The sequence below is a fragment of the Larkinella rosea genome (assembly GCF_003858635.1).
GTDB classification, from domain to species: Bacteria; Bacteroidota; Bacteroidia; order Cytophagales; family Spirosomataceae; genus Larkinella; species Larkinella rosea.
Genome location: NZ_RQJO01000009.1, coordinates 1,193,762 through 1,212,328 on the forward strand (window position 1 = coordinate 1,193,762; position 18,567 = coordinate 1,212,328).

The 18,567-nt window shown below is 50.4% G+C and carries 18 protein-coding genes and 1 pseudogene; 3 read left to right on the plus strand and 16 right to left on the minus strand.

Annotation, left to right across the window (positions count from 1 at the left end):
* The first annotated feature begins 23 nt into the window (after window positions 1-23).
* Both EHT25_RS20625 and EHT25_RS20630 read left to right on the plus strand, forming a co-directional pair.
* Window positions 24-1,223, plus strand: coding sequence for an SGBP N-terminal domain-containing protein (locus EHT25_RS20625; protein ID WP_124877005.1), 1,200 nt, complete (start codon window positions 24-26; stop codon window positions 1,221-1,223).
* A 39-nt stretch (window positions 1,224-1,262) separates the two neighbouring features.
* Window positions 1,263-6,608 (plus strand): hypothetical protein, encoded by a 5,346-nt coding sequence (locus tag EHT25_RS20630; protein ID WP_124877006.1) that lies wholly within the window; start codon window positions 1,263-1,265, stop codon window positions 6,606-6,608.
* A gap of 82 nt (window positions 6,609-6,690) precedes the next feature.
* Here EHT25_RS20630 and EHT25_RS20635 read toward each other — a convergent pair whose 3' ends face one another.
* From EHT25_RS20635 to EHT25_RS20690, 16 genes and pseudogenes are all read right to left on the minus strand, one after another.
* Window positions 6,691-6,930, minus strand: coding sequence for a hypothetical protein (locus EHT25_RS20635; RefSeq protein WP_124877007.1), 240 nt, complete (start codon window positions 6,928-6,930; stop codon window positions 6,691-6,693).
* Window positions 6,931-7,079: 149 nt separating this feature from the next.
* Window positions 7,080-7,847 (minus strand): ABC transporter permease, encoded by a 768-nt coding sequence (locus EHT25_RS33215; protein ID WP_229311687.1) that lies wholly within the window; start codon window positions 7,845-7,847, stop codon window positions 7,080-7,082.
* A gap of 72 nt (window positions 7,848-7,919) precedes the next feature.
* A complete protein-coding gene (locus EHT25_RS33220) occupies window positions 7,920-8,075 on the minus strand; it encodes a hypothetical protein (RefSeq protein WP_229311688.1) in 156 nt (51 codons plus the stop codon).
* Between the two features lies 1 nt (window position 8,076).
* Entirely contained in the window at window positions 8,077-8,301 is a 225-nt protein-coding gene (locus tag EHT25_RS33225; RefSeq protein ID WP_229311716.1) for a hypothetical protein, read from the minus strand.
* A 6-nt stretch (window positions 8,302-8,307) separates the two neighbouring features.
* Window positions 8,308-8,508 (minus strand): annotated as a pseudogene (locus tag EHT25_RS33230) (ABC transporter permease); the annotation flags it as partial.
* 205 nt (window positions 8,509-8,713) lie between these two features.
* Window positions 8,714-9,694 (minus strand): permease prefix domain 2-containing transporter, encoded by a 981-nt coding sequence (locus EHT25_RS33235; RefSeq protein ID WP_229311690.1) that lies wholly within the window; start codon window positions 9,692-9,694, stop codon window positions 8,714-8,716.
* A gap of 62 nt (window positions 9,695-9,756) precedes the next feature.
* A complete protein-coding gene (locus tag EHT25_RS20645) occupies window positions 9,757-10,101 on the minus strand; it encodes a PadR family transcriptional regulator (RefSeq protein ID WP_124877008.1) in 345 nt (114 codons plus the stop codon).
* 250 nt (window positions 10,102-10,351) lie between these two features.
* Window positions 10,352-11,311: an aldo/keto reductase gene (locus EHT25_RS20650; RefSeq protein ID WP_124877009.1), complete on the minus strand. Its 960-nt coding sequence runs from the start codon at window positions 11,309-11,311 to the stop codon at window positions 10,352-10,354.
* An 85-nt stretch (window positions 11,312-11,396) separates the two neighbouring features.
* Window positions 11,397-12,278 carry a response regulator transcription factor gene (locus tag EHT25_RS20655; protein ID WP_124877010.1) on the minus strand — a complete coding sequence of 294 codons (882 nt, stop codon included), beginning with the start codon at window positions 12,276-12,278 and terminating at the stop codon, window positions 11,397-11,399.
* Entirely contained in the window at window positions 12,279-12,698 is a 420-nt protein-coding gene (locus EHT25_RS20660) for a hypothetical protein (RefSeq protein WP_124877011.1), read from the minus strand.
* Between the two features lie 613 nt (window positions 12,699-13,311).
* Window positions 13,312-14,061 carry an SDR family NAD(P)-dependent oxidoreductase gene (locus EHT25_RS20665; protein WP_124877012.1) on the minus strand — a complete coding sequence of 250 codons (750 nt, stop codon included), beginning with the start codon at window positions 14,059-14,061 and terminating at the stop codon, window positions 13,312-13,314.
* Between the two features lie 184 nt (window positions 14,062-14,245).
* On the minus strand, window positions 14,246-14,659 hold the full coding sequence (locus tag EHT25_RS20670) for a hypothetical protein (RefSeq protein WP_124877013.1): 414 nt from the start codon (window positions 14,657-14,659) through the stop codon (window positions 14,246-14,248).
* A 294-nt stretch (window positions 14,660-14,953) separates the two neighbouring features.
* Complete coding sequence (locus EHT25_RS20675; RefSeq protein WP_124877014.1) at window positions 14,954-15,331, minus strand: glyoxalase superfamily protein; 378 nt, start codon at window positions 15,329-15,331, stop codon at window positions 14,954-14,956.
* Between the two features lie 41 nt (window positions 15,332-15,372).
* Entirely contained in the window at window positions 15,373-16,704 is a 1,332-nt protein-coding gene (locus EHT25_RS20680) for a PQQ-dependent sugar dehydrogenase (protein ID WP_124877015.1), read from the minus strand.
* A gap of 59 nt (window positions 16,705-16,763) precedes the next feature.
* On the minus strand, window positions 16,764-17,141 hold the full coding sequence (locus EHT25_RS20685; protein ID WP_124877016.1) for a DUF3471 domain-containing protein: 378 nt from the start codon (window positions 17,139-17,141) through the stop codon (window positions 16,764-16,766).
* Between the two features lie 31 nt (window positions 17,142-17,172).
* Complete coding sequence (locus EHT25_RS20690; RefSeq protein ID WP_221622310.1) at window positions 17,173-18,162, minus strand: alpha/beta hydrolase; 990 nt, start codon at window positions 18,160-18,162, stop codon at window positions 17,173-17,175.
* A 221-nt stretch (window positions 18,163-18,383) separates the two neighbouring features.
* Here EHT25_RS20690 and EHT25_RS32740 point away from each other — a divergent pair, with 221 nt between their 5' ends.
* On the plus strand, window positions 18,384-18,560 hold the full coding sequence (locus tag EHT25_RS32740) for a hypothetical protein (RefSeq protein ID WP_185731430.1): 177 nt from the start codon (window positions 18,384-18,386) through the stop codon (window positions 18,558-18,560).
* Window positions 18,561-18,567: the final 7 nt, after the last annotated feature.

Consider the following 18,567-nt stretch of genomic DNA (forward strand, 5'->3'; position numbering starts at 1 on the left):
CGCTTAAACTCCTTACCATCCGAATGAGACGAGTTTTATTGCTACTGCTGCCGGTTTTGATTCTGCTGACTCGTTGTGAAAGGAAGGACCCGCTTCCGACAAATGGAGCGATTCTTGCATTTGGGCTTGAGAACATCTCCACGCTGAAATTTTCGCTGGATTCGACCGACCGGACGATCCAACTGGTGGTGCCGTACCGAACCGATCTGAAAAGGCGACGGCCCGTTATCCGCATCAGTGACGGGTGTCGTGTTGTTCCGGCAGCGGAAGTGGAGCAGGATTTTACAAAACCGGTTTTATATACGCTTATTGCCCCCGATGGCCGCCTTTTGGTTTATCGGGTGGTTGTAACCTCGGAAATCCAACCTCAGCCGGTAATTCAAAAACTGGAAACCGATACACTGGAGGCTGGTTTTCCGTTCCTGATCACCGGACATCATTTCGGTGATTTTCCCCTCGATGTTTCTGCGGAATTACTCGACAGCAAGGGCGAATCCCATTCGGTTTCCAACCAATACCTTGATTCGACCCGGCTCCGGTTGTCGGTGCCACTCAGCCTGGAACCGGGGCCGTATGCGATTCGGGTGCGGGTAAAAAGTCAAGCAGTCGTTTCAAGTCAGCATCTGCAAATAACCTATCCGGCTCCCCAATTAATTGCGATGCCGCGTCGGAACCTAAGGCAGGGCGATACTCTTTTGCTAACCAGCCATTACGCTGACCCGATCCGTTACCGGTTTTCAGTTTTATTATCCAATAACGCAAAAAAATGGGCACTGCCATTGGATAAATCAAAAGAGGATAGCTTTCTATTGCCCATTTCGGCAGATGTGTTACCCGGAATATACGAGGTTGTTATTCAGAATGATACCGAAAAGAAACAAAGCCGACAGACGGATTTTTTGCTGCGCGTATACGACCGGAATCAGCCATTTGTCACTGGTCTGAAAGAGACAACTAAATCGTATCGAAAAGGAAGCCAGGTTACCTTTCAAACCACTCATTTTGAAGCTTTTTCCGCCCGCTTCTATCAGATTCAGTTGCAGGGTGCCGCACGATCCTATGCCGTAAATGGTATTTACCAGACTGAAAAAAAACAATTGACGGTCGAGCTTCCGGCCACGATGACGAGCGGTTTGTACCGGGTAAGTATAGTCCTCATTCGGGACGAAACGCTGGAGGAATACCGCATTGATCTCGATGCGATGCTGACGGTTTCAGATTAGACTTAATCCCACCATTCCCGACCTTTTTGAAGCTATCTTATGAAAACAAGATTACCGATCTCTATTCTTTTTATTTTTCTCCTGACTTCATTTTCAGCGCTGGCCAGTTCGGAAAACAAACTTCCGATATGGCCAACGAGGTATACCGGATTGGCGGATCAGCCCACTGTTGCGGCAATCGAAGAGGCTTTGGCCAAAGGAACGCTCGTTGAAGTAACCAATCTGGAAATTAGCGATGCATTTGTGGAGAAAGCTCTCACTCAGCTACCCCTGACGCTGCGCGTTTCTAAACCGGAAGCGGGCACCGGCCGAACGGTTCAATATGATCTCACAATTTTAGGGATAACCGTCACAACGGACGGCATTAAATTTACGTTGGGAGCTAAATTCATCATTCCGGGGACAGACAAAGCACTCTATTTTGGTGGCTCCGATATTCCTATGTCGTTCAAAGGAGGAGCGTTTAGTGGGGCAATCAATCTGATTGATGGAGGGAGTACGACGGATCTGGGAATGGGCCCCAATGCCCGATTCACGCTTGGGCCTCAAACGCAATTGCAATTCAGTTGTGGTAAATTTTCAGGGATTTCGCTGGATGGAGAATTGACGGTTAGTCATAATTCATTGCTTGCACAAGGGATTAAGAATATCATCGAAAAAGACTTTCTGGTCAATACCGGAACTGACAATACGAGCGCCGGAGAATATCGGTTTCATTTTAATACAGGTGTTAAAGACCAGTGGATCAGTATCATCAATCTGGATACGCCATCGCTTTGGGGGATTGGTTCGGGAAATTCGGATGAAGTAGGCCAATGGTTTGAGAAATCGCCCCAGACCTCCACATTTACACTCGATTTAAGCCATAAACTGATAACCGTTAAGAAAAATAATCCTTGCGATCCGCTTCCATCTGGTCCGGTTTTGACGGCGGTTGATAACCGCACGAGCATTGGCGTGGGCGAGTCAGTGGATTTGAACGCATCAGGTTGTGAGAACAGCACCCTGGAGTGGCAGGGTGGTCCACCTGATAGCGGTTTTTGGCGGGTCAACCCCTCGGTAACGACCACGTACCGGGCGCGGTGCAAACGCTCGAATGATTGTATGAGTGGGTGGAGTGAAATCACCATCAATGTCATTGCTCCCCCAGTTCTTTGCGACCCGATTCCATCTGGCCCGGTTTTGACGGCGGTTGATAACCGAACCAGTATTCCAATAGGCGAGTCAGTAGATTTGAATGCATCGAGTTGTGAGAACAGCACCCTGGAGTGGCAGGGTGGTCCGCCAGATAGCGGTTTTTGGCGGGTGAATCCCTCGGTGACGACCACGTACCGGGCGCGCTGCAAACGCTCGAATGATTGCGTGAGTGGGTGGGTCGAAATTACGATAAATATAATAAATGCTCCCCCTCCCTGCGATCCGAATCTGTCGGCCCCGGTTTTGACGGCTGAGCAGCCGCGGATTGCGAACGGGTCGTCGACGAACCTGACGGTGTCGGCCTGTGTGGTGGGGTATCTGGAGTGGGAAGGAGGAGATCCGGGGTCCTCGGTGAGTCCCGCCCAGACGACGACGTACAGAGTACGGTGTAAACAAAGTGATGCCTGTGTGAGTGGGTGGGCGGAGACGACCGTTGTGGTGGAGGGCGGATCGTGCGATCCGAATTTAACCGCTCCGGTGTTGACCGCCGAGCAGCCGCGGATTGCGAACGGATCATCCACGAACCTGACGGTGTCGGCCTGTGTGGTGGGGTATCTGGAGTGGGAAGGTGGCGACCCGGGGGCCTCGGTGCGTCCGGCTCAGACAACGACGTACAGGGTGCGGTGCAGGCAAAGTGATGCCTGTGTGAGCGGGTGGTCTGAGACGACCGTTGTGGTGGAGGGCGGATCGTGTGATCCGAATTTAACCGCTCCGGTTTTGACGGCTGAGCAGCCGCGGATTGCGAACGGGTCGTCGACGAACCTGACGGTGTCGGCCTGTGTGGTGGGGTATCTGGAGTGGGAAGGTGGGGATCCGGGTATGAGGGTGAGTCCCGCCCAGACGACGACGTACAGGGTACGGTGTAAACAAAGTGATGACTGTGTGAGTGGGTGGGCTGAGACGACGGTAGAGGTGGAGGGTGGATCGTGTGATCCGAATTTAACCGCTCCGGTGTTGATCGCCGAGCAGCCGCGGATTGCGAACGGGTCGTCGACGAACCTGACGGTGTCGGCCTGTGTGGTGGGGTATCTGGAGTGGGAAGGTGGGGATCCGGGTATGAGAGTGAGCCCTGCCCAGACAACGACGTACAGAGTGCGGTGTAAACAAAGTGATGCCTGTGTGAGTGGGTGGGCGGAGACGACCGTTGTGGTGGAAGGCGGATCGTGTGATCCGAATTTAACCGCTCCGGCGTTGATCGCCGAGCAGCCGCGGATTGCGAACGGGTCGTCGACGAACCTGACGGTATCGGCCTGTGTGGTGGGGTATCTGGAGTGGGAAGGTGGGGATCCGGGGTCCTCGGTGCGTCCAGCTCAGACGACGACGTACAGGGTGCGGTGCAGGCAAAGTGAAGAGTGCGTCAGCGGGTGGGCGGAGACGACCGTTGTGGTGGAGGGCGGATCGTGTGATCCGAATTTAACCGCTCCGGCGTTGACCGCCGAGCAGCCGCGGATTGCGAACGGGTCGTCGACGAACCTGACGGTATCGGCCTGTGTGGTGGGGTATCTGGAGTGGGAAGGTGGGGATCCGGGTATGAGGGTGAGTCCCGCCCAGACGACGACGTACAGGGTACGGTGTAAACAAAGTGATGACTGTGTGAGTGGGTGGGCTGAGACGACGGTAGAGGTGGAGGGTGGATCGTGTGATCCGAATTTAACCGCTCCGGTGTTGATCGCCGAGCAGCCGCGGATTGCGAACGGGTCGTCGACGAACCTGACGGTGTCGGCCTGTGTGGTGGGGTATCTGGAGTGGGAAGGTGGGGATCCGGGTATGAGAGTGAGCCCTGCCCAGACAACGACGTACAGAGTGCGGTGTAAACAAAGTGATGCCTGTGTGAGTGGGTGGGCGGAGACGACCGTTGTGGTGGAGGGCGGATCGTGTGATCCGAATTTAACCGCTCCGGTGTTGACCGCCGAGCAGCCGCGGATTGCGAACGGGTCGTCGACGAACCTGACGGTATCGGCCTGTTTGGTGGGGTATCTGGAGTGGGAAGGTGGGGATCCGGGATCGAGGGTGAGTCCGGCTCAGACGACGACGTACAAAGTGCGGTGCAGGCAAAGTGATGCCTGTGTGAGCGGGTGGGCTGAGACAACCGTTGAAGTTCATGATGGCTGTAATGTTCCCAAACCGGCGGTATGGGCGGATCCTGCATCCATTTTGGCTGGAGGATCGTCGACGCTTCATGCCAGCGGTTGTGCAGGGACACTTAAATGGGAGGGTGGACCTTCGGGAGGTGATTGGCCGGTGAGTCCATCGGGAACGACGACCTACCAGGTATATTGTGTGGAGGGTCCGTGTCAAAGCGAGCGGGTGGAAGTGACAGTTACAGTTGGCGTTGAGCCCACTCCTTGTGATCCCCCAATTCTGACCGCTTCTGATGGTCGTACAAGGATTCAAAAGGGCGAGTCGATCCAGCTAATAGCGAGCGCATGTAATGGTCAGTTGGTTTGGGATGATGACGTAATTGACGCAAGTCGTTCCGTAAGTCCGGAAAACACAACTACATATCGGGTTTATTGTGAACGAAATGGATGCTCAGCATCAACCGAACTAACCATCTTTGTCGATTCAGCACCTACCCGCCCTTTAGCCACTCGGTCGAGTGGACCTCAGTTTGGCACTAGCGCGAACTGTGATGCAAATCAAAATTATCCGATGAATTATTATTCTTCGGATGGCCAATTATATTCCGGAATTACACTTTATATCAGTAATCAAATTGCCAATGAAAACCATCCGCCCAGTGCCTTTTACACCTTGTCGGATGGACGATGGATGCATGTGGGTGAAAACGGAGTTGTTGATCAATTACAAAGTTGCAGTATTTCACCACCTCCTTGTATTCCACCATCCGCTCCAATTCTTTATTCCTACGCTCCGCAAACAACAAAAGGGATTACAATGAACCTGTATTCGGATGGCTGCGGGAGTAGTACATTTGAATGGGATAATGGATCAACTCAGATCAGCCGGTATGTGACACCTGATGTAACGACCATTTATCGGGCGCGGTGCAAGGTAATGAATGCAGTGCCCGAATGTGCCAGCGAATGGGCGGAAATCAAGATTATAGTTGTTGAACCGTGTACTACACCACCAGCTGCTCCTCAATTGCATTCGCCAGGCAAAGAAATGCCCCGTGGTGAACCCGCCGGGATGTGGCTGTATTCGGATGGATGTACCAATAGTGACTTTGAGTGGGAGGACGGAACCGCCGAAGCCAGCCGTATGGTGAGTCCGCAGGAAACGACAACCTACCGCGCCCGGTGTAAAGCATCGGATAAATGTTACAGCGACTGGGCGGAAATCACGATTACTATTGTCGATGTTCCTCAGCCACCAACAACTCCGACAACGCCCGTAACACCAAATCCTGACCCTCCAGTTGTTTATACGCGTCCTTTCGCTGTTCAGACGAGCGGGCCGCAGTTTGGCAGTGGCGCAAATTGCGATCCTGGTCAGAATTTTCCGATGGCTTTCTATTCTTCTGACGGACAGTTGTACTCGGGTGTGACATTGTTTATTAGTAATGACCTTTCTAATGAAAATCATCCTTCTAGTGCATATTATACCCTTTCCGATAACCGCTGGATGCATGTTAACGGTGCGGGCGAGGTCGACCATTTGGAGGTTTGCAGTGTTTCGCCACCACCTCCGCCACCACCTCCTCCCTGTAATCCATCTATTCCTTATGTCTGGGCGGATCACTCCAATATTGTTGCTGGAGGATCTGCCTGGTTGCAGGCGATTGGCTGTAATGGTACATTAGAATGGGAAGGAGGGCATTCGGGAAGCGACTGGACAGTAAGCCCAACCCAAACGACTACATATCGGGTTCTATGCAAAATTTCGGGAATTTGCTCCAGTGACTGGTCGACAATTACGATTACAGTGGAGCCGCCAGTCATTGTTGGACCGCCATCTTTACCCTCAACACCAGCTAAAACCGTTCAAGAGATTGTTGGTCTTAGTGCTTCTTATAGTACCTCCGAGCAGGCATGTTTTATCTATGACCCCGGGAATATTAATAAGCTTTATTCAACCGGGTACGGACTTGTCGAAAATATCGATGCTTATTCTGATGATAAAGGCATGACCCCGCTGCCCGATGGGTATTATAAAATTTCAGGAAGTACATCATGGATTCACATCGTTGGCGGGCGACTGGTCGAAAAAGGAGAATGTCAATAAAAGGCTCAGAACATAAGCTGAGTCAAAGGCAAGATCGTAATCGTTATTGTTTATGATCTCGCCATTGACTAAAAAAGAAATCCTACATACCCGGTTTCTTGGGGGACATATTCACCGCTTCGAAAATGTACTTTCGGAGGTCTGAAAAACCGTCCTCGAAGCGAAAACTCAGGGTGGGTCGCGCCGGTTTGGCGTAGGAAATACCCGTGCCCTGCACCACGGTTTTATCCGTAATGCATATGATGCATCCCACACTTTTCAAAATGGTTACATTGTTTTTCCGGCTGGCCATATTGACGGTAAAAATGACGGTGTATGGCACCCCATCCGACAGCGTTTCGATGAAATCTCACTGCTGATTGGAGAAGTTGCACAACAGCGTAACTTCACCATTTGTATTTCTTCCTTACAACAACCCCTGCCGAACCACCTGTTGCGTCGATTAGCAAATAACCGTTACTTCGAACTTGTTTATTCCGAACGTAGTGAGGATACGGGATTCGCCAAGGCCGCTTTGATGGATTGGAACGAAACCGTGAGCAAGGCAATGCCGACGGCCAGCAAACCCGCCAGGGCGAAAATCCACCACTCGATTTCAATTTTGTACGCAAAATCCTGAAGCCAGCGGTTCATGAAGTAACCGGCAATGGGCGAGGCAATTACGAAGGCAATCAGGGCCAGTTTCAGGAAATCCTTCGAAAGCAGGGCCACGATGCTGATGACCGACGCACCGAGCACTTTCCGGACGCCGATTTCTTTTGTCCGTTGTTCGGCCATGTAAGCCGCCAGACCAAATAATCCCAGACAACCGATGAAGATGGCAATGGCGGTGAAAATCCCGAGCAGCGAGCGGAGTTTGTCCTCTGACTGGTACATCTGTTCGAAGTTTTCATCCAGGAATTTGTATTCGAGCGGATAGTCGGGCGTGTACGCGTCCCAGACTTTTCGCACGTTATCGACCGTAGCTCGAACATCGGCTGCTTTTATTTTTACGGCTACTTTCCAGTATGCATCAGGGAAAATCTGAAGAACTGCTACCTCCACTTTATCGTATAAACTCTTGTAATTAAAATCTTCAACGACGCCGATAACCTTGCCGGTTTTAAGCGAATCGGGATTCTTCGCGCCCCAAGGATGCCAGGCTAACAGTTTTCCAAGGGCCTTTTCGGGCGTTCCAAAACCGAGCTGTTTAACGGCGGTTTGATTGATGATAAATGCGTGATCCTGGCCGGTTTTCATTTCTTTTAAAAAATCCCGGCCGGCCACCAGATGCAATCCCAGGGTTTTGATGTAATCATAATCGACCAGTAGCTACGTCGCCGATTGGGTCCGGTTTTCGCCCTTATTCGGTACAATTATTTCATCGCCCGCAACCGCATCACCCGGAAAACCGTACCCGATTGAAACCGCTGACACGCCGGGTAATCGTACTAATTCGCTTTTAAAAGACTCCTTCTTCTGATTCATATTATCTCCGCGCATTGGGAAAAACAGATTGTTTAAAAACAACGAGCGCGCTGATAATCAGCAGAACGGATAAGGTAAACTGGATCACCACCAGACTGTGCCGGAGCCAGGGCGTTTTGCCGGGTTCCTGATAAATGGAAACCGAGCCGTTTAACACGTTGACCGGTTTGAAACCGGATAAAACGAGCGCGGGGTAAAAACCGGTCAGAATGCTCAGTTCGAACATGAGTGCGATTAGCCTAACGATTACGAGAGGATTTGTAAACAGCTCAAACGGGATTTGCTTGTTTGTAAATTGATTGAGCCAGGGGAATAATACAGAAACCAGGCCAATCGAAATGAGCGTACTGATGACAATTAACAACAGCGTTTCTGCGATAAATTGCAGTATTAATTGCTTCCGGCCCGCGCCAACGGTTTTACGCACACCCACTTCCTTCGCGCTGTAACGATTTGGCCGTGGCCAGATTCACAAAATTAAAGCAGGCGATTAACAGGATAAAAACCGCAATAGCCGTCAGACCATTTACGTAAGTACTGTTTCCTCGTTGTGAGGTATCGAATTTAAAAGCAGCCGAAAAAAAAAATGAATGTTTTTTAGTGGCTGAAAATAAGGCGTATTTGAGGTGTTTTTATCTTCAACAAAGGGCGCCATTTTTTTCTTTTACCAGAGCCTGAAACTTTCGCTCCAATGGTTGAATATCTACCCCTTTTTTAACTTTAACGTAGTTATAAAACTGATTCCAACGCCAGCTTTGCATGCGTTCCGCCGGTAACTGGATGGCCGCCAACGGAATGATGTAATCAAATTGTAAATGAAACTTCGGATGATTTGGAACGACACCTTTGATCAGATAAGGCTGTTTATTCATCAGGATTTGTTTTCCCACGACATCCTCAGAATGGAAAAACCGCTGGGCCATTTCCGGTGAAATCACAATCGAAGCGCGATCGTCCAGGGCCTTGACTGGAGATCCGTATCGGAAAGGAAGCGGGAAGACTTCAAAAAAAGTGGAATCGATGAAGAGACCATTTTCTTCGTACGACTTGGTATTACCGGATTCGAACAGCGTCTTGTGCTGGGCGGTCATCATGATCCGGGCGGTTTTTTCTACTTCGGGAAACTCCGTTTGCAGCGTCGTGGTGTACATGGGCGGTGCCACCGCCATTTCGATAGTGCCCTGAGCGTCGGTGTGTTCGTTGTAGACGCGAAAAACCCGAGCGCCATCGGTCAGAAACAGATCATACCGGGTTTCATCCCAGACAAAAAGCGAGATCAGCAGGCAGGCCGTCAGACCCAATGTCAGTCCGGCAATGTTGACGAACGAGTAGGCTTTGTGCCTCGTTATATTTCTGAAAGCGATTTTAAAATAGCTGCGTACCATATCAGACTGTTTTATAGATGAAGACGCTGACTGTTTTCGATTCAAAAAGAACGGCCGCAAATACCGCACAACTGCCAGTGCATACTCCCGTCGGGCCCTCGCTAAACCCACTTCCGCCACCCGTTTGTAAAACACTTCATGCAAATCTCCCTGTACATCTTCCAGCAAATCTGGAGCGACGAACGTTTCGAGAAGAAGATCGGCCCAACGGGGAGGTTGAGAATGTGCGTTCATAAATCGTATTTGGTTAAGAGTCAGAAAACGACAGTCAACTTTTATCTCTTAACTCATAATTCTTAACTTCCAAAACCAATTAGTTGAAACTTCCCCGGCGGAATGGCCTGCCAGAGCCGGCTGCGAACTTCCTGAATATCGTTCAGGGCGCGGACTCCAGCGTTGGTCAGGGCGAAAAAACGCTTGCGACGACCACCACGTTCGGCGGTTGCGCCCCCCATCTCAGACGATAGAAACCCTTTTTCTTCGAGTCGGTACAAGGTAGCGTGGACAGCGCTCATCGTGATCGATCGCCCGGTTTGCTGCTGCACGTCTTCCCAGATCGTTACGCCGTAGGCTTCGGCCGGGCAGGCGGCCACGACCAGCAGGACAATCTCTTCAAATTCACCTAAAAAGGATCTGCGCATGGTCTTAACCGGCTAGGAGTATTAGTTGTAATTTTGCAAAACAAATATACTGCCAAATCGGGAAAATGGCCTTTTGAAGCAACTGGGAGGGGATACGAAAATCTGTTCTGTACGATTTCGGACAGAATCTGTCCAGGCGCGGACAAAGAAGATGAGTAAAAGTTTCCGGTTTTCGGTTTACTGTGACGAACGCATTCGGACTTTCAAAAGCGTGCGTCAGCCACCGAAAACTGTATACCGAAAACCGTCTCTACATTGACCCAATCAGTGTTGCCATTTTTTCGCGCAAAGCCGGATCGGGCAAGCGGCCGTATCCGGCCAGCATGTTGTCCGCAGCGTGTTTCGGATCGCTGGTTCCGGGAATGACGCAGGTGACAGCGGGGTGGGAGACGATAAATTTCAGGAAGAACTGCGCCCAGGTAGTAATGTCGTTTTCAGTGGCCCAAACGGGTACGGGTTTTCCTTTTACGAGCGAAAAAAGCCGCCCTTCGGCATACGGCTGATTGATGATCGTGGCCAAACCTTTGTCCTGGGCCATGGGCAGGAGCTTTTTCTCGGCGTTGCGGGCCAGAATCGAATAGTTGAACTGCACGAAATCGATGGGGAATTTAGAGATAATATTGATCAGTTCGTCGTGCATCGAATCGGTGTAATGCGTAATGCCAATGTAGCGGATTTTACCGGCGGTTTTCCAGGTTTTCAGTGTTTCAAGATGCGTTTTCCAATCGACGAGGTTATGAATCTGCATCAAATCCATCGACGTTCGCTGCATTTTCCGCATCGACTCTTCCATCTGCCGAATGCCTGCCTCGCGGCCGCGCGTCCAGACTTTGGTGGCGTAAAAAAACTGGTTTTGAATCCCGGATAATGCGGTTAGCTCGCCTACGACTTCTTCCGACCGTCCGTACATCGGCGACGAATCGATCAGCTTGCCGCCTGCCTTGTGAACGGCTTTCAGCGTTTGCAGCAACTCGTCATGGGCCGACGTTCCCGAAACATCGAACGTTTGCCAGGTTCCGATACCGACGACGGGCAGTTTTTCCTTCGTGGAAGGAATGCTTCGGTTGAGCATGGTAGATTGGGTAGTTAATGAAAAACCAGTCAAGCCGCTGACACCCAGAGCGGAAGCCGAAATAGCCAATAGCCGGAGCGCTTCCCGTCGGGAAGGTAGAGGGGCGCCGGAGTCGTGATTCGTCGGTTTCGTGATCATTGGGTTCGTTTTGCGGATCGGTTTCACTAAAAACCGGATTGGGATGAAAACGTTTCAGGCAGTTGGCCAAAGAGCTGATCGACTATTAAAAAGGGCGGAAAATGGTGGCCTGCATCCACTCCCGCAACCGGCGCTGATGATCCATCAGATTCTGAATTCGCAATTGAAATTCAGTGAAATTATAAGGCTGGCTGAAATAATCATCCGCGCCAAGAGCCAGTCCTTTGATCCGGTTTTCGGTGGAAGGCGTCGTCGTCAGCAAGACCACCGGAATGTGCTGCGTTCGCTGGTCTTCTTTCAGTTTTCGACACAGCGTGAAACCGTCCATGTCCGGTATCTCGATGTCGCCAATGATCAGGTCCGGAATCAGACCGGTCGCCTGTTCCCAGCCTTCGAGGCCATTGGTGACCTGCAACACGGTATATTTTCCGGTAAAACCGCTGGCGATGGAATCAGCCAGCTCCGGGTTGTTTTCAACCAGCAAAATGAGGGGTTGTGCGTTTGGGAGCGGAGCCGGTTTTTCAGGATGGAACCGGATCAAATCAACAGGTGGTTTTTCAAGAAGATCGGGCGTCTTCAAAAACCGGTCGTCCGGGTTATTGGGATCCATCTGCTGGTTGAAAAGACTCAGGAGACGGTAGGCATTTTTTTCAATAGTGGCCAGCCGGTGTCTGTTTTTTGCCTCCTGCGTTTCCATCAGCATGTGTTGAATCGGCAATAGAATGAGCGTCAGAGTGGTTCGGAATTCCATGGTCAGGCCATGGAAAATGCTGACTTTCAGATCATGAATGGTTTGCTGCTGTTTAGCTTGCCGTGCTGCTAGCCTGGCCAGTTTTTGAGCCCGAAACCATTTGGGACCGTATATAAAAAGGCCAAATAAAAGTCCGCCCAACAAGACACCGAGGGTCAGGTTGGTAAGCCATTCCAGGGCCTGGCTTGAAAACAGATCAGTTAGTTCGTCAGCCATTTAGGGTTTGAACAGTGTGAAAGGAACATGTTTCCACAGCCAATACAGGAAAAAAATCAAAATGAAGGCCCAGATAGCTCCCAAAACGTTCAGCAGCCTCCGTTCTCTCTGCGTCAGTTTTGCCATGGTCTTACTGGACTCACTCGGAGCCGGTGCGGGTGGAATGGATTGAAACAACGTTGTTGGATTCCGTCGCCAGTCAACGGAAAGTAAGCGTTCTTTCAGGCTGTCTCCCCGGAGCTTTCCAATGGAGAAATATTCGTTTTCGACCAGGTACCAATAGATTTCTTCGTTCAGAACGGTTTCGCTCGCGGGAATAACCGTGTATAACTCTTTTAAAGTGAAAGATGGAATGTAGGTTTTATAGTGCATTAATTTCTGTTCTATTTGATTACGAATCGCTTCATTTTCATCTTTCATCGTGCAGAGATACAGGGTTTCGGGCCGGATTCCGTTCAGAACGGCCGTAGTTTTGATTGCGTACCGGATACTATCCGGACGAAATCGTCAATAAAATAGGAGTGTTAAGTCCGGGGAAATCGGGTGAACGTCTGAGTACTTTCAGGATCGTCGCTTTCGACTAAATGGGAGTCCGGGAGCTTTGGTTTTCATGATTTTTAGTTCTACACGTTTTTTAATTTTACAGACTAGTTAGTAATTACCGAAAAATTAACAAAATCAGGCCTTCCTACGCAGGAAGACAGCGAGTTATCAGCAACAAACCTAGCATTAGTAAAGAAAAGCAACTATCACGATTGTACCAAAGTCTATCGTGATTGTACCAAAAAGAATTTTTATTTCCATTTTTCGTTGAAACCGGTAGTTGTAGAAAAGTAGAGCAACCGTAACAGGTGGAACGGTCTATATTAAACGTCATCACCTTAGGTCAGCAACTGCTGACCGCACGTAGAATTGGGAAAAACCGGGTCCCATTTCTCAAAAGATTGAAAAACGACCGAAAAGAGAGCCGGTTAGGAAAGTTCGGCCAATCCGAAATCATCGGGACTGTTCCCAACCGGCTTTCAGCCTCAACTTACTGACACACATATCCGCCATCCGCACTCACCAGGCTTCCGGTCATAAACGAATTTTCGTCGGATAGCAAAAAGGCAACAACGGCGGCAATTTCCTGTGGTTGACCAATCCGGCCCCACGGTTGAACCGAGTCGAGCGATTCGAACACGCCGGCTTCCTCCACGCCGTTGGTGCTGGCAAAATGCGTAACGGCCCGGTCGAGCAGGGGCGTATTGATGGTGCCGGGACAAATGCAGTTCACCCGAATGTTGAAGGGAGCGTAGTCGATGGCAGTACTTTTGGTCAATTGCCCGGTTGCACCCTTGGTCATTCCGTACACGGAGCTGCTGCCTTTGCCGACGAAGGTCTGATCCGAGCCCATCAGGACGATACTGCCCTTTTTTTGCGCTTTCATGTACGGCAGCACTTCCCGCACGGAATAAAATGTCCCTTTGATATTGATGTTGATGAGGTTATCCAGCTCTTCGTCCGACGTCTGCTCCATCGTGGCAAACAGGTGAATTCCTGCGTTGGCGAAGAGCATATCGATTTTCGTTTCCTTTTCGATAATGGCCGAATAAGCGTCTTTAATGTCCTGGACTTTCCGAACATCGCAGGGGATGAATTCTCCCCGGGTGTCGTCGTCACCTGGTTTGGTAATGTCGAGATTATACACCCTGGCTCCCTGGCCGGTCAGTAGGTCCCGGGTAGCTTTTCCGATACCGGTGGTAGCGCCGGTAATGGCAATGACTTTATCTTTCCAGTTCATTTTGAATGCATTAAGTAGATTGTTGTAAATTTTTTATTTAAATGAATGAGGTTATTCAGTTGCCTGACTGTGGTTTTGGTGGAAAGAAGTGAAAAGTAGTTGTAAGGAATCGTTTTTACAAAACAACCCGACCGCATAGCCAGTCGGGTTGTCGGCAACACACTAAACTACTAATCGTATTGCTTTACGGCGTCGGAATTGCTTGAAGTGCCGGGGCGTAATCCCACAACCAGTACAAAAGCATGGCTATCAGCAACCCGCATAGGCACGATATAAAAAGGACCACCCTATTTTCTCTTTTAAATAAGAGATGCCCGTTGGCCTGGTGTCCAGCGGCCGGTTTCTGGCTGAGTGCCTCCTCCGAATGATCATTGAAATACTGCCAATCGACTGACAAAAGCCACTCTTTTGGCGACATTCCCTGCGGTTTTCCAATGGCGCGGTAATTGTTTTCGATCAAAAACCAGTAAATGACCTCGCTCAAAATAGGCTCGTCTTTGGGCATGTCGTTAAACAATTGCCGTAAGTGAAATGCTGAAATAAATCCTTTGTGATGCATTAACTGAAACGCTACTTTTTGTCGAATTTTATTTTCCATTCTCAATGGTTTAAGCAAACAGGCTTTCAGGAAAGCGGATTCGGTCAACAAACCTAGAGACTTCCAATCGCAACGACTATCACATTTGTACCAATGTCTATCGCTATTGTACCAAAAGCGGGAAATTTTCCAATTTTTTCAAAAAAGCACACGATACCGGAATAAAATAACCCGGTTGCAGAACGGTCGGGTAGCAGGAAGGTCAGAAACAGTTTCTGAAAAATAACCCCGGTTTTGCCGATCAGTCTATTGAACTGATGTTTGTAGCCGCAGGCAGAATGTGTTCGAATCCGGTTAGGGAGTGACCGGTTTTTCGATTCGTTGAAAAAACTCCAGCCGATTGCCGAACGGGTCAATGACATTGACAACCCAGGCACCCCAGAAAGCTTCGTTGAAACCCGGTTTCATGTAGTGGTAGTTCTTGGCAATCAACTCCTTGTGGAAGGATTCGAGCTCCGGATAGTCGATCAGCACCTTGCTGCCGGGAGTAGCGTCGCTGTGGTGTTCGGAGAGATGCAGTTTCAAATCGCCCTTCGTGATTTCGAGGTAAACCGGAGAATTTTCGCCAAATCGGTGCTCCCAGGCAATGGTGAAACCGAGCCAGTTGACATAAAATTCAACGGCTTTCGGGTAATCGAAAATTCGAAAAATCGGAATGATGGTCTGGGACATCCGTATGGGGTCAGAACAAGTATCCTGACCCCGCGAAATTACTACTTTGCGCTGACCCGCCAAATCCGGTTGCCCGCATCATCCGCCACCAGCAACGAGCCGTCCGGGAGCACCGACAAACCAACCGGACGACCGAATACATCGGTGTCGCTGGCGATAAAACCGGTCAGAAAATCTTCCGGCTTTCCGCTCGGTTTTCCGTTTTGAAAAGGGACGAAAACGACTTTGTATCCAGCGAAAGATGACCGGTTCCAGGAGCCGTGCTGACCCACAAAGGCGCCATTGCGGTATTTTTCCGGGAAGGCGGTTTTGTCATAAAAAGCCAGTCCGAGCGAAGCCGTATGCGATCCCACCGGCACAGCGGGAACCATCGCTTTTTTGACCAGATCAGGCCGTTCTCCTTTCCGGCGCGGGTCCTCGTGCTGGCCATAGTAAGAGTAAGGCCAGCCATAAAAACCGCCCTCTTTCACGCTGGTGATGTAATCGGGCACCAGTTCGTCGCCCAGTTCATCACGCTCGTTGACTGCCGTCCACAGGGTTTGGGTGCCGGGCGCCCAGTCCATGCCAACCGGGTTGCGGAGGCCGCTGGCAAACACACGCTCACCGGTTCCGTCCGGATTGATTTCCAGAATATTCGCCCGGTTTACTTCATTTTCCATGCCGTTTTCGCCCACATTGCTGCCCGAACCCACCGATATGTAAATCTTGGAACCATCGGCATTGGCCAGCAGATTGCGGGTCCAGTGGTTGTTGTAACCACCTGCCGGCAGTGCCAGAATGGAGGTTCCTTTGGCGGTTATTCTGGTCTGACCGGTTTGGTACGGAAATTTGAGAAGTGCGTCGGTATTAGCGACATACAACGTATTTCCAATTACCAGAACACCAAATGGCTGGTTCAAACCCTCGAGAAATGTTTCGCGAACTTCCGGCTTTCCGTCTTTATTTGCATCCCGCAGGAGCGTAATGCGGTTGGCACTCTTGCCTGAAGCACCGGATTTGGCCTGGCCACTGACTGCCGCGACGACTTTTTTGACTACGCCTTTTCGCTCCGTTTGCGATTCAACGACCAGCACATCGCCATTGGGCAGCACGTAAGTCCGGCGCGGATTGTCGAGATCGCGGGCAAATTCGGTGACGACAAACCCATCGGGCGCTTTGGGTAGCTGACCGTCTTTCCAGCCCACTACCTTGCTGAAATGAGTCGACGATTCGGAAGGAGGGGGCAAATCGGGGGCAGTGGAGGCCGCGGTCTCTTCTACCGACGCCACCGAATCCGCCGAATTGGAACTTTCTGATTTTTTACCCTGGCCACAGGCTGACACCAGGCTGGCTAAAAGAAGGGTATATGTAAAAACAACAAAACCGTTTTTCATTGTTGAACAGAATTAGATTTGATCCTGTATCAACCGACTGAACAACGGCTTTGTTTGCGTCATTTGTCTTTGGTTGCCGTCAATTCATTGCCCATAAGCTGGATTTTAAACCCCGTTACGGCCTTGGTGGCAGCATCGCGCGTGAACGTAAGGACGGAGCCGTATTCGCTCGTTGATTTGAAAGTTTCGGCGGCAGGCTGTTTCAGCAGCTTGTTCCTGGGGTACGAATCTACCGCGCCGTACAACTCGCCATTTTCGACCGTGATGGTAAACTGTTTAATATTGTCGTTCTGGGCAAACGTATACGTCCCCGCGTACGCTTTCAGATCCGTTGAATCAGCCGGTTGAATCGGTGCCGGGCGGAAGGTAGAAACCGGCCTGGCGAATGCCAGGGGCGAGGCTGCGAGCAGGAAAGCGAAAAAGAGCAGGTTTTTCATGACAGTAGATGGTGAAAAGGTCGAAATGAATTCACGGGGTTGATCGGGCGGCCACGGGTTTGCCTTCCGGTTTTGGGCTGACTTGCAGAAAACCGCTGATTGCGGCCTGCCATTTGGACTTTTCGTTAACACAGTAAGACTGATGTGCCGAGTTTTCGAACACCACCAGCTTTTTGCGGGAATTGGCTAAATTCTCAAAAATAGCATCGGTTTCGTGCCGCAGCACCCGGGGATCTTTAGCGCCCCAGTTCAGCAAAACCGGCATGGTAAGCTGTTTGGCGTACACCGAAGGCCGGAAGCTAAACGCCGACATGCTGCGTTCCATACTGCCCCAGAGTGTCAGTAGTTCCGCAATCGGGTGGGCGGGAATGTGCATCGAACGAAGCCGACCCTGAACGGCATCATAGAGCGAAGCAAACGGACATTCCAGAATCACCTGCGTCGGTTTCAAACCGTGTTCAGGAATGGCTTTCAGGATGACAGCCGCCCCCATCGAGACACCCCAGAGAATGATGTTTTTCTCGTTTCCTTTTTCCACGAAGTTGTAGGCCGCTTTCAGGTCGTTGGTTTCGCGAAAACCAATGGTGCAGATGTTACCGGCGCTGTTGCCGTGCGCCCGGAAATCGAACGAAAGTGTATTGTAGCCCAGTTCGTGAAAGTATTCCGTTTCGCAGAGAATTTTTGACTTGTTTGACGCGTGGCCGTGGCAAAGAATAACCGTTCCCCGGGAATTTTCGGCTGGAATATACCAGCCTTCGAGTTTCTGATTGTATTCGTTGGTCAGCCGGACGGTTTCGTAAGGAACCGATGGGTGTTCGCTGACCACGGATTTCTTCAGTTTCATGCCAAAAAAAGCCGCATTCAGTTTTTCGCCGGTCGTGTAATCCTCCGCTTTTTTGGCCGGGGTTTTCTCCGGATTATCGTAGAAATACGTAAACCGGGAGGCCTGAAACGCCACGATAATGTTCAGCAGAATAAACAGGCCGAGTAAAACCCAGCCGGTTCGGCGCAAAATAAGCATGACTTTTTTAGAATAAAGAAACCGGACGGGAGAAGAAAGACCTGAATTACGCTCGCGTTTCATCTCCTGCCGGATGGAATAAACAAACATACCGATTTTTTATCAATCGGAGACGGTCTGGCTTGGACCCGCTTTTGGTTCGGCGGGCGGTTTTGGTATTTCTGAACCACAGCGTGACCAATCACCCCGCTTTCCGTCTAAGATTTAAAAACCGGAAAAGTATGAAAGCACTAAGCCTGATAATCGGACTATTGGCCATCCTGACCGTCGTCAATCTTTATTCTTTTCTGATGGAGGAGTTCGATACCAATCGGCAGGCTTTTATTGCAGGGGTCTTAACCATGCTGGTGCTGGCCGTGATGGTGGTGTTGATTCTTAACGTTAAAAGAGCAAAATAGAGAGTGA

Bases quoted from the DNA above. Each gene is read 5' to 3' on its own strand.
- EHT25_RS20645 (WP_124877008.1), bottom strand. From the start codon at position 10,101: ATGCGCAGATCCTTTTTAGGTGAATTTGAAGAGATTGTCCTGCTGGTC.
- EHT25_RS20625 (WP_124877005.1), top strand. From the start codon at position 24: ATGAGACGAGTTTTATTGCTACTGCTGCCGGTTTTGATTCTGCTGACT.
- EHT25_RS20685 (WP_124877016.1), bottom strand. From the start codon at position 17,141: ATGAAAAACCTGCTCTTTTTCGCTTTCCTGCTCGCAGCCTCGCCCCTG.
- EHT25_RS20680 (WP_124877015.1), bottom strand. From the start codon at position 16,704: ATGAAAAACGGTTTTGTTGTTTTTACATATACCCTTCTTTTAGCCAGC.
- EHT25_RS20660 (WP_124877011.1), bottom strand. From the start codon at position 12,698: ATGAAAGATGAAAATGAAGCGATTCGTAATCAAATAGAACAGAAATTA.
- EHT25_RS20665 (WP_124877012.1), bottom strand. From the start codon at position 14,061: ATGAACTGGAAAGATAAAGTCATTGCCATTACCGGCGCTACCACCGGT.
- EHT25_RS20690 (WP_221622310.1), bottom strand. From the start codon at position 18,162: ATGCTTATTTTGCGCCGAACCGGCTGGGTTTTACTCGGCCTGTTTATT.
- EHT25_RS20655 (WP_124877010.1), bottom strand. From the start codon at position 12,278: ATGGCTGACGAACTAACTGATCTGTTTTCAAGCCAGGCCCTGGAATGG.
- EHT25_RS20650 (WP_124877009.1), bottom strand. From the start codon at position 11,311: ATGATCACGAAACCGACGAATCACGACTCCGGCGCCCCTCTACCTTCC.
- EHT25_RS32740 (WP_185731430.1), top strand. From the start codon at position 18,384: ATGAAAGCACTAAGCCTGATAATCGGACTATTGGCCATCCTGACCGTC.
- EHT25_RS33225 (WP_229311716.1), bottom strand. From the start codon at position 8,301: ATGTTCGAACTGAGCATTCTGACCGGTTTTTACCCCGCGCTCGTTTTA.
- EHT25_RS20670 (WP_124877013.1), bottom strand. From the start codon at position 14,659: ATGGAAAATAAAATTCGACAAAAAGTAGCGTTTCAGTTAATGCATCAC.
- EHT25_RS20675 (WP_124877014.1), bottom strand. From the start codon at position 15,331: ATGTCCCAGACCATCATTCCGATTTTTCGAATTTTCGATTACCCGAAA.
- EHT25_RS33220 (WP_229311688.1), bottom strand. From the start codon at position 8,075: ATGAATCAGAAGAAGGAGTCTTTTAAAAGCGAATTAGTACGATTACCC.
- EHT25_RS33215 (WP_229311687.1), bottom strand. From the start codon at position 7,847: ATGAAAACCGGCCAGGATCACGCATTTATCATCAATCAAACCGCCGTT.
- EHT25_RS20630 (WP_124877006.1), top strand. From the start codon at position 1,263: ATGAAAACAAGATTACCGATCTCTATTCTTTTTATTTTTCTCCTGACT.
- EHT25_RS33235 (WP_229311690.1), bottom strand. From the start codon at position 9,694: ATGAACGCACATTCTCAACCTCCCCGTTGGGCCGATCTTCTTCTCGAA.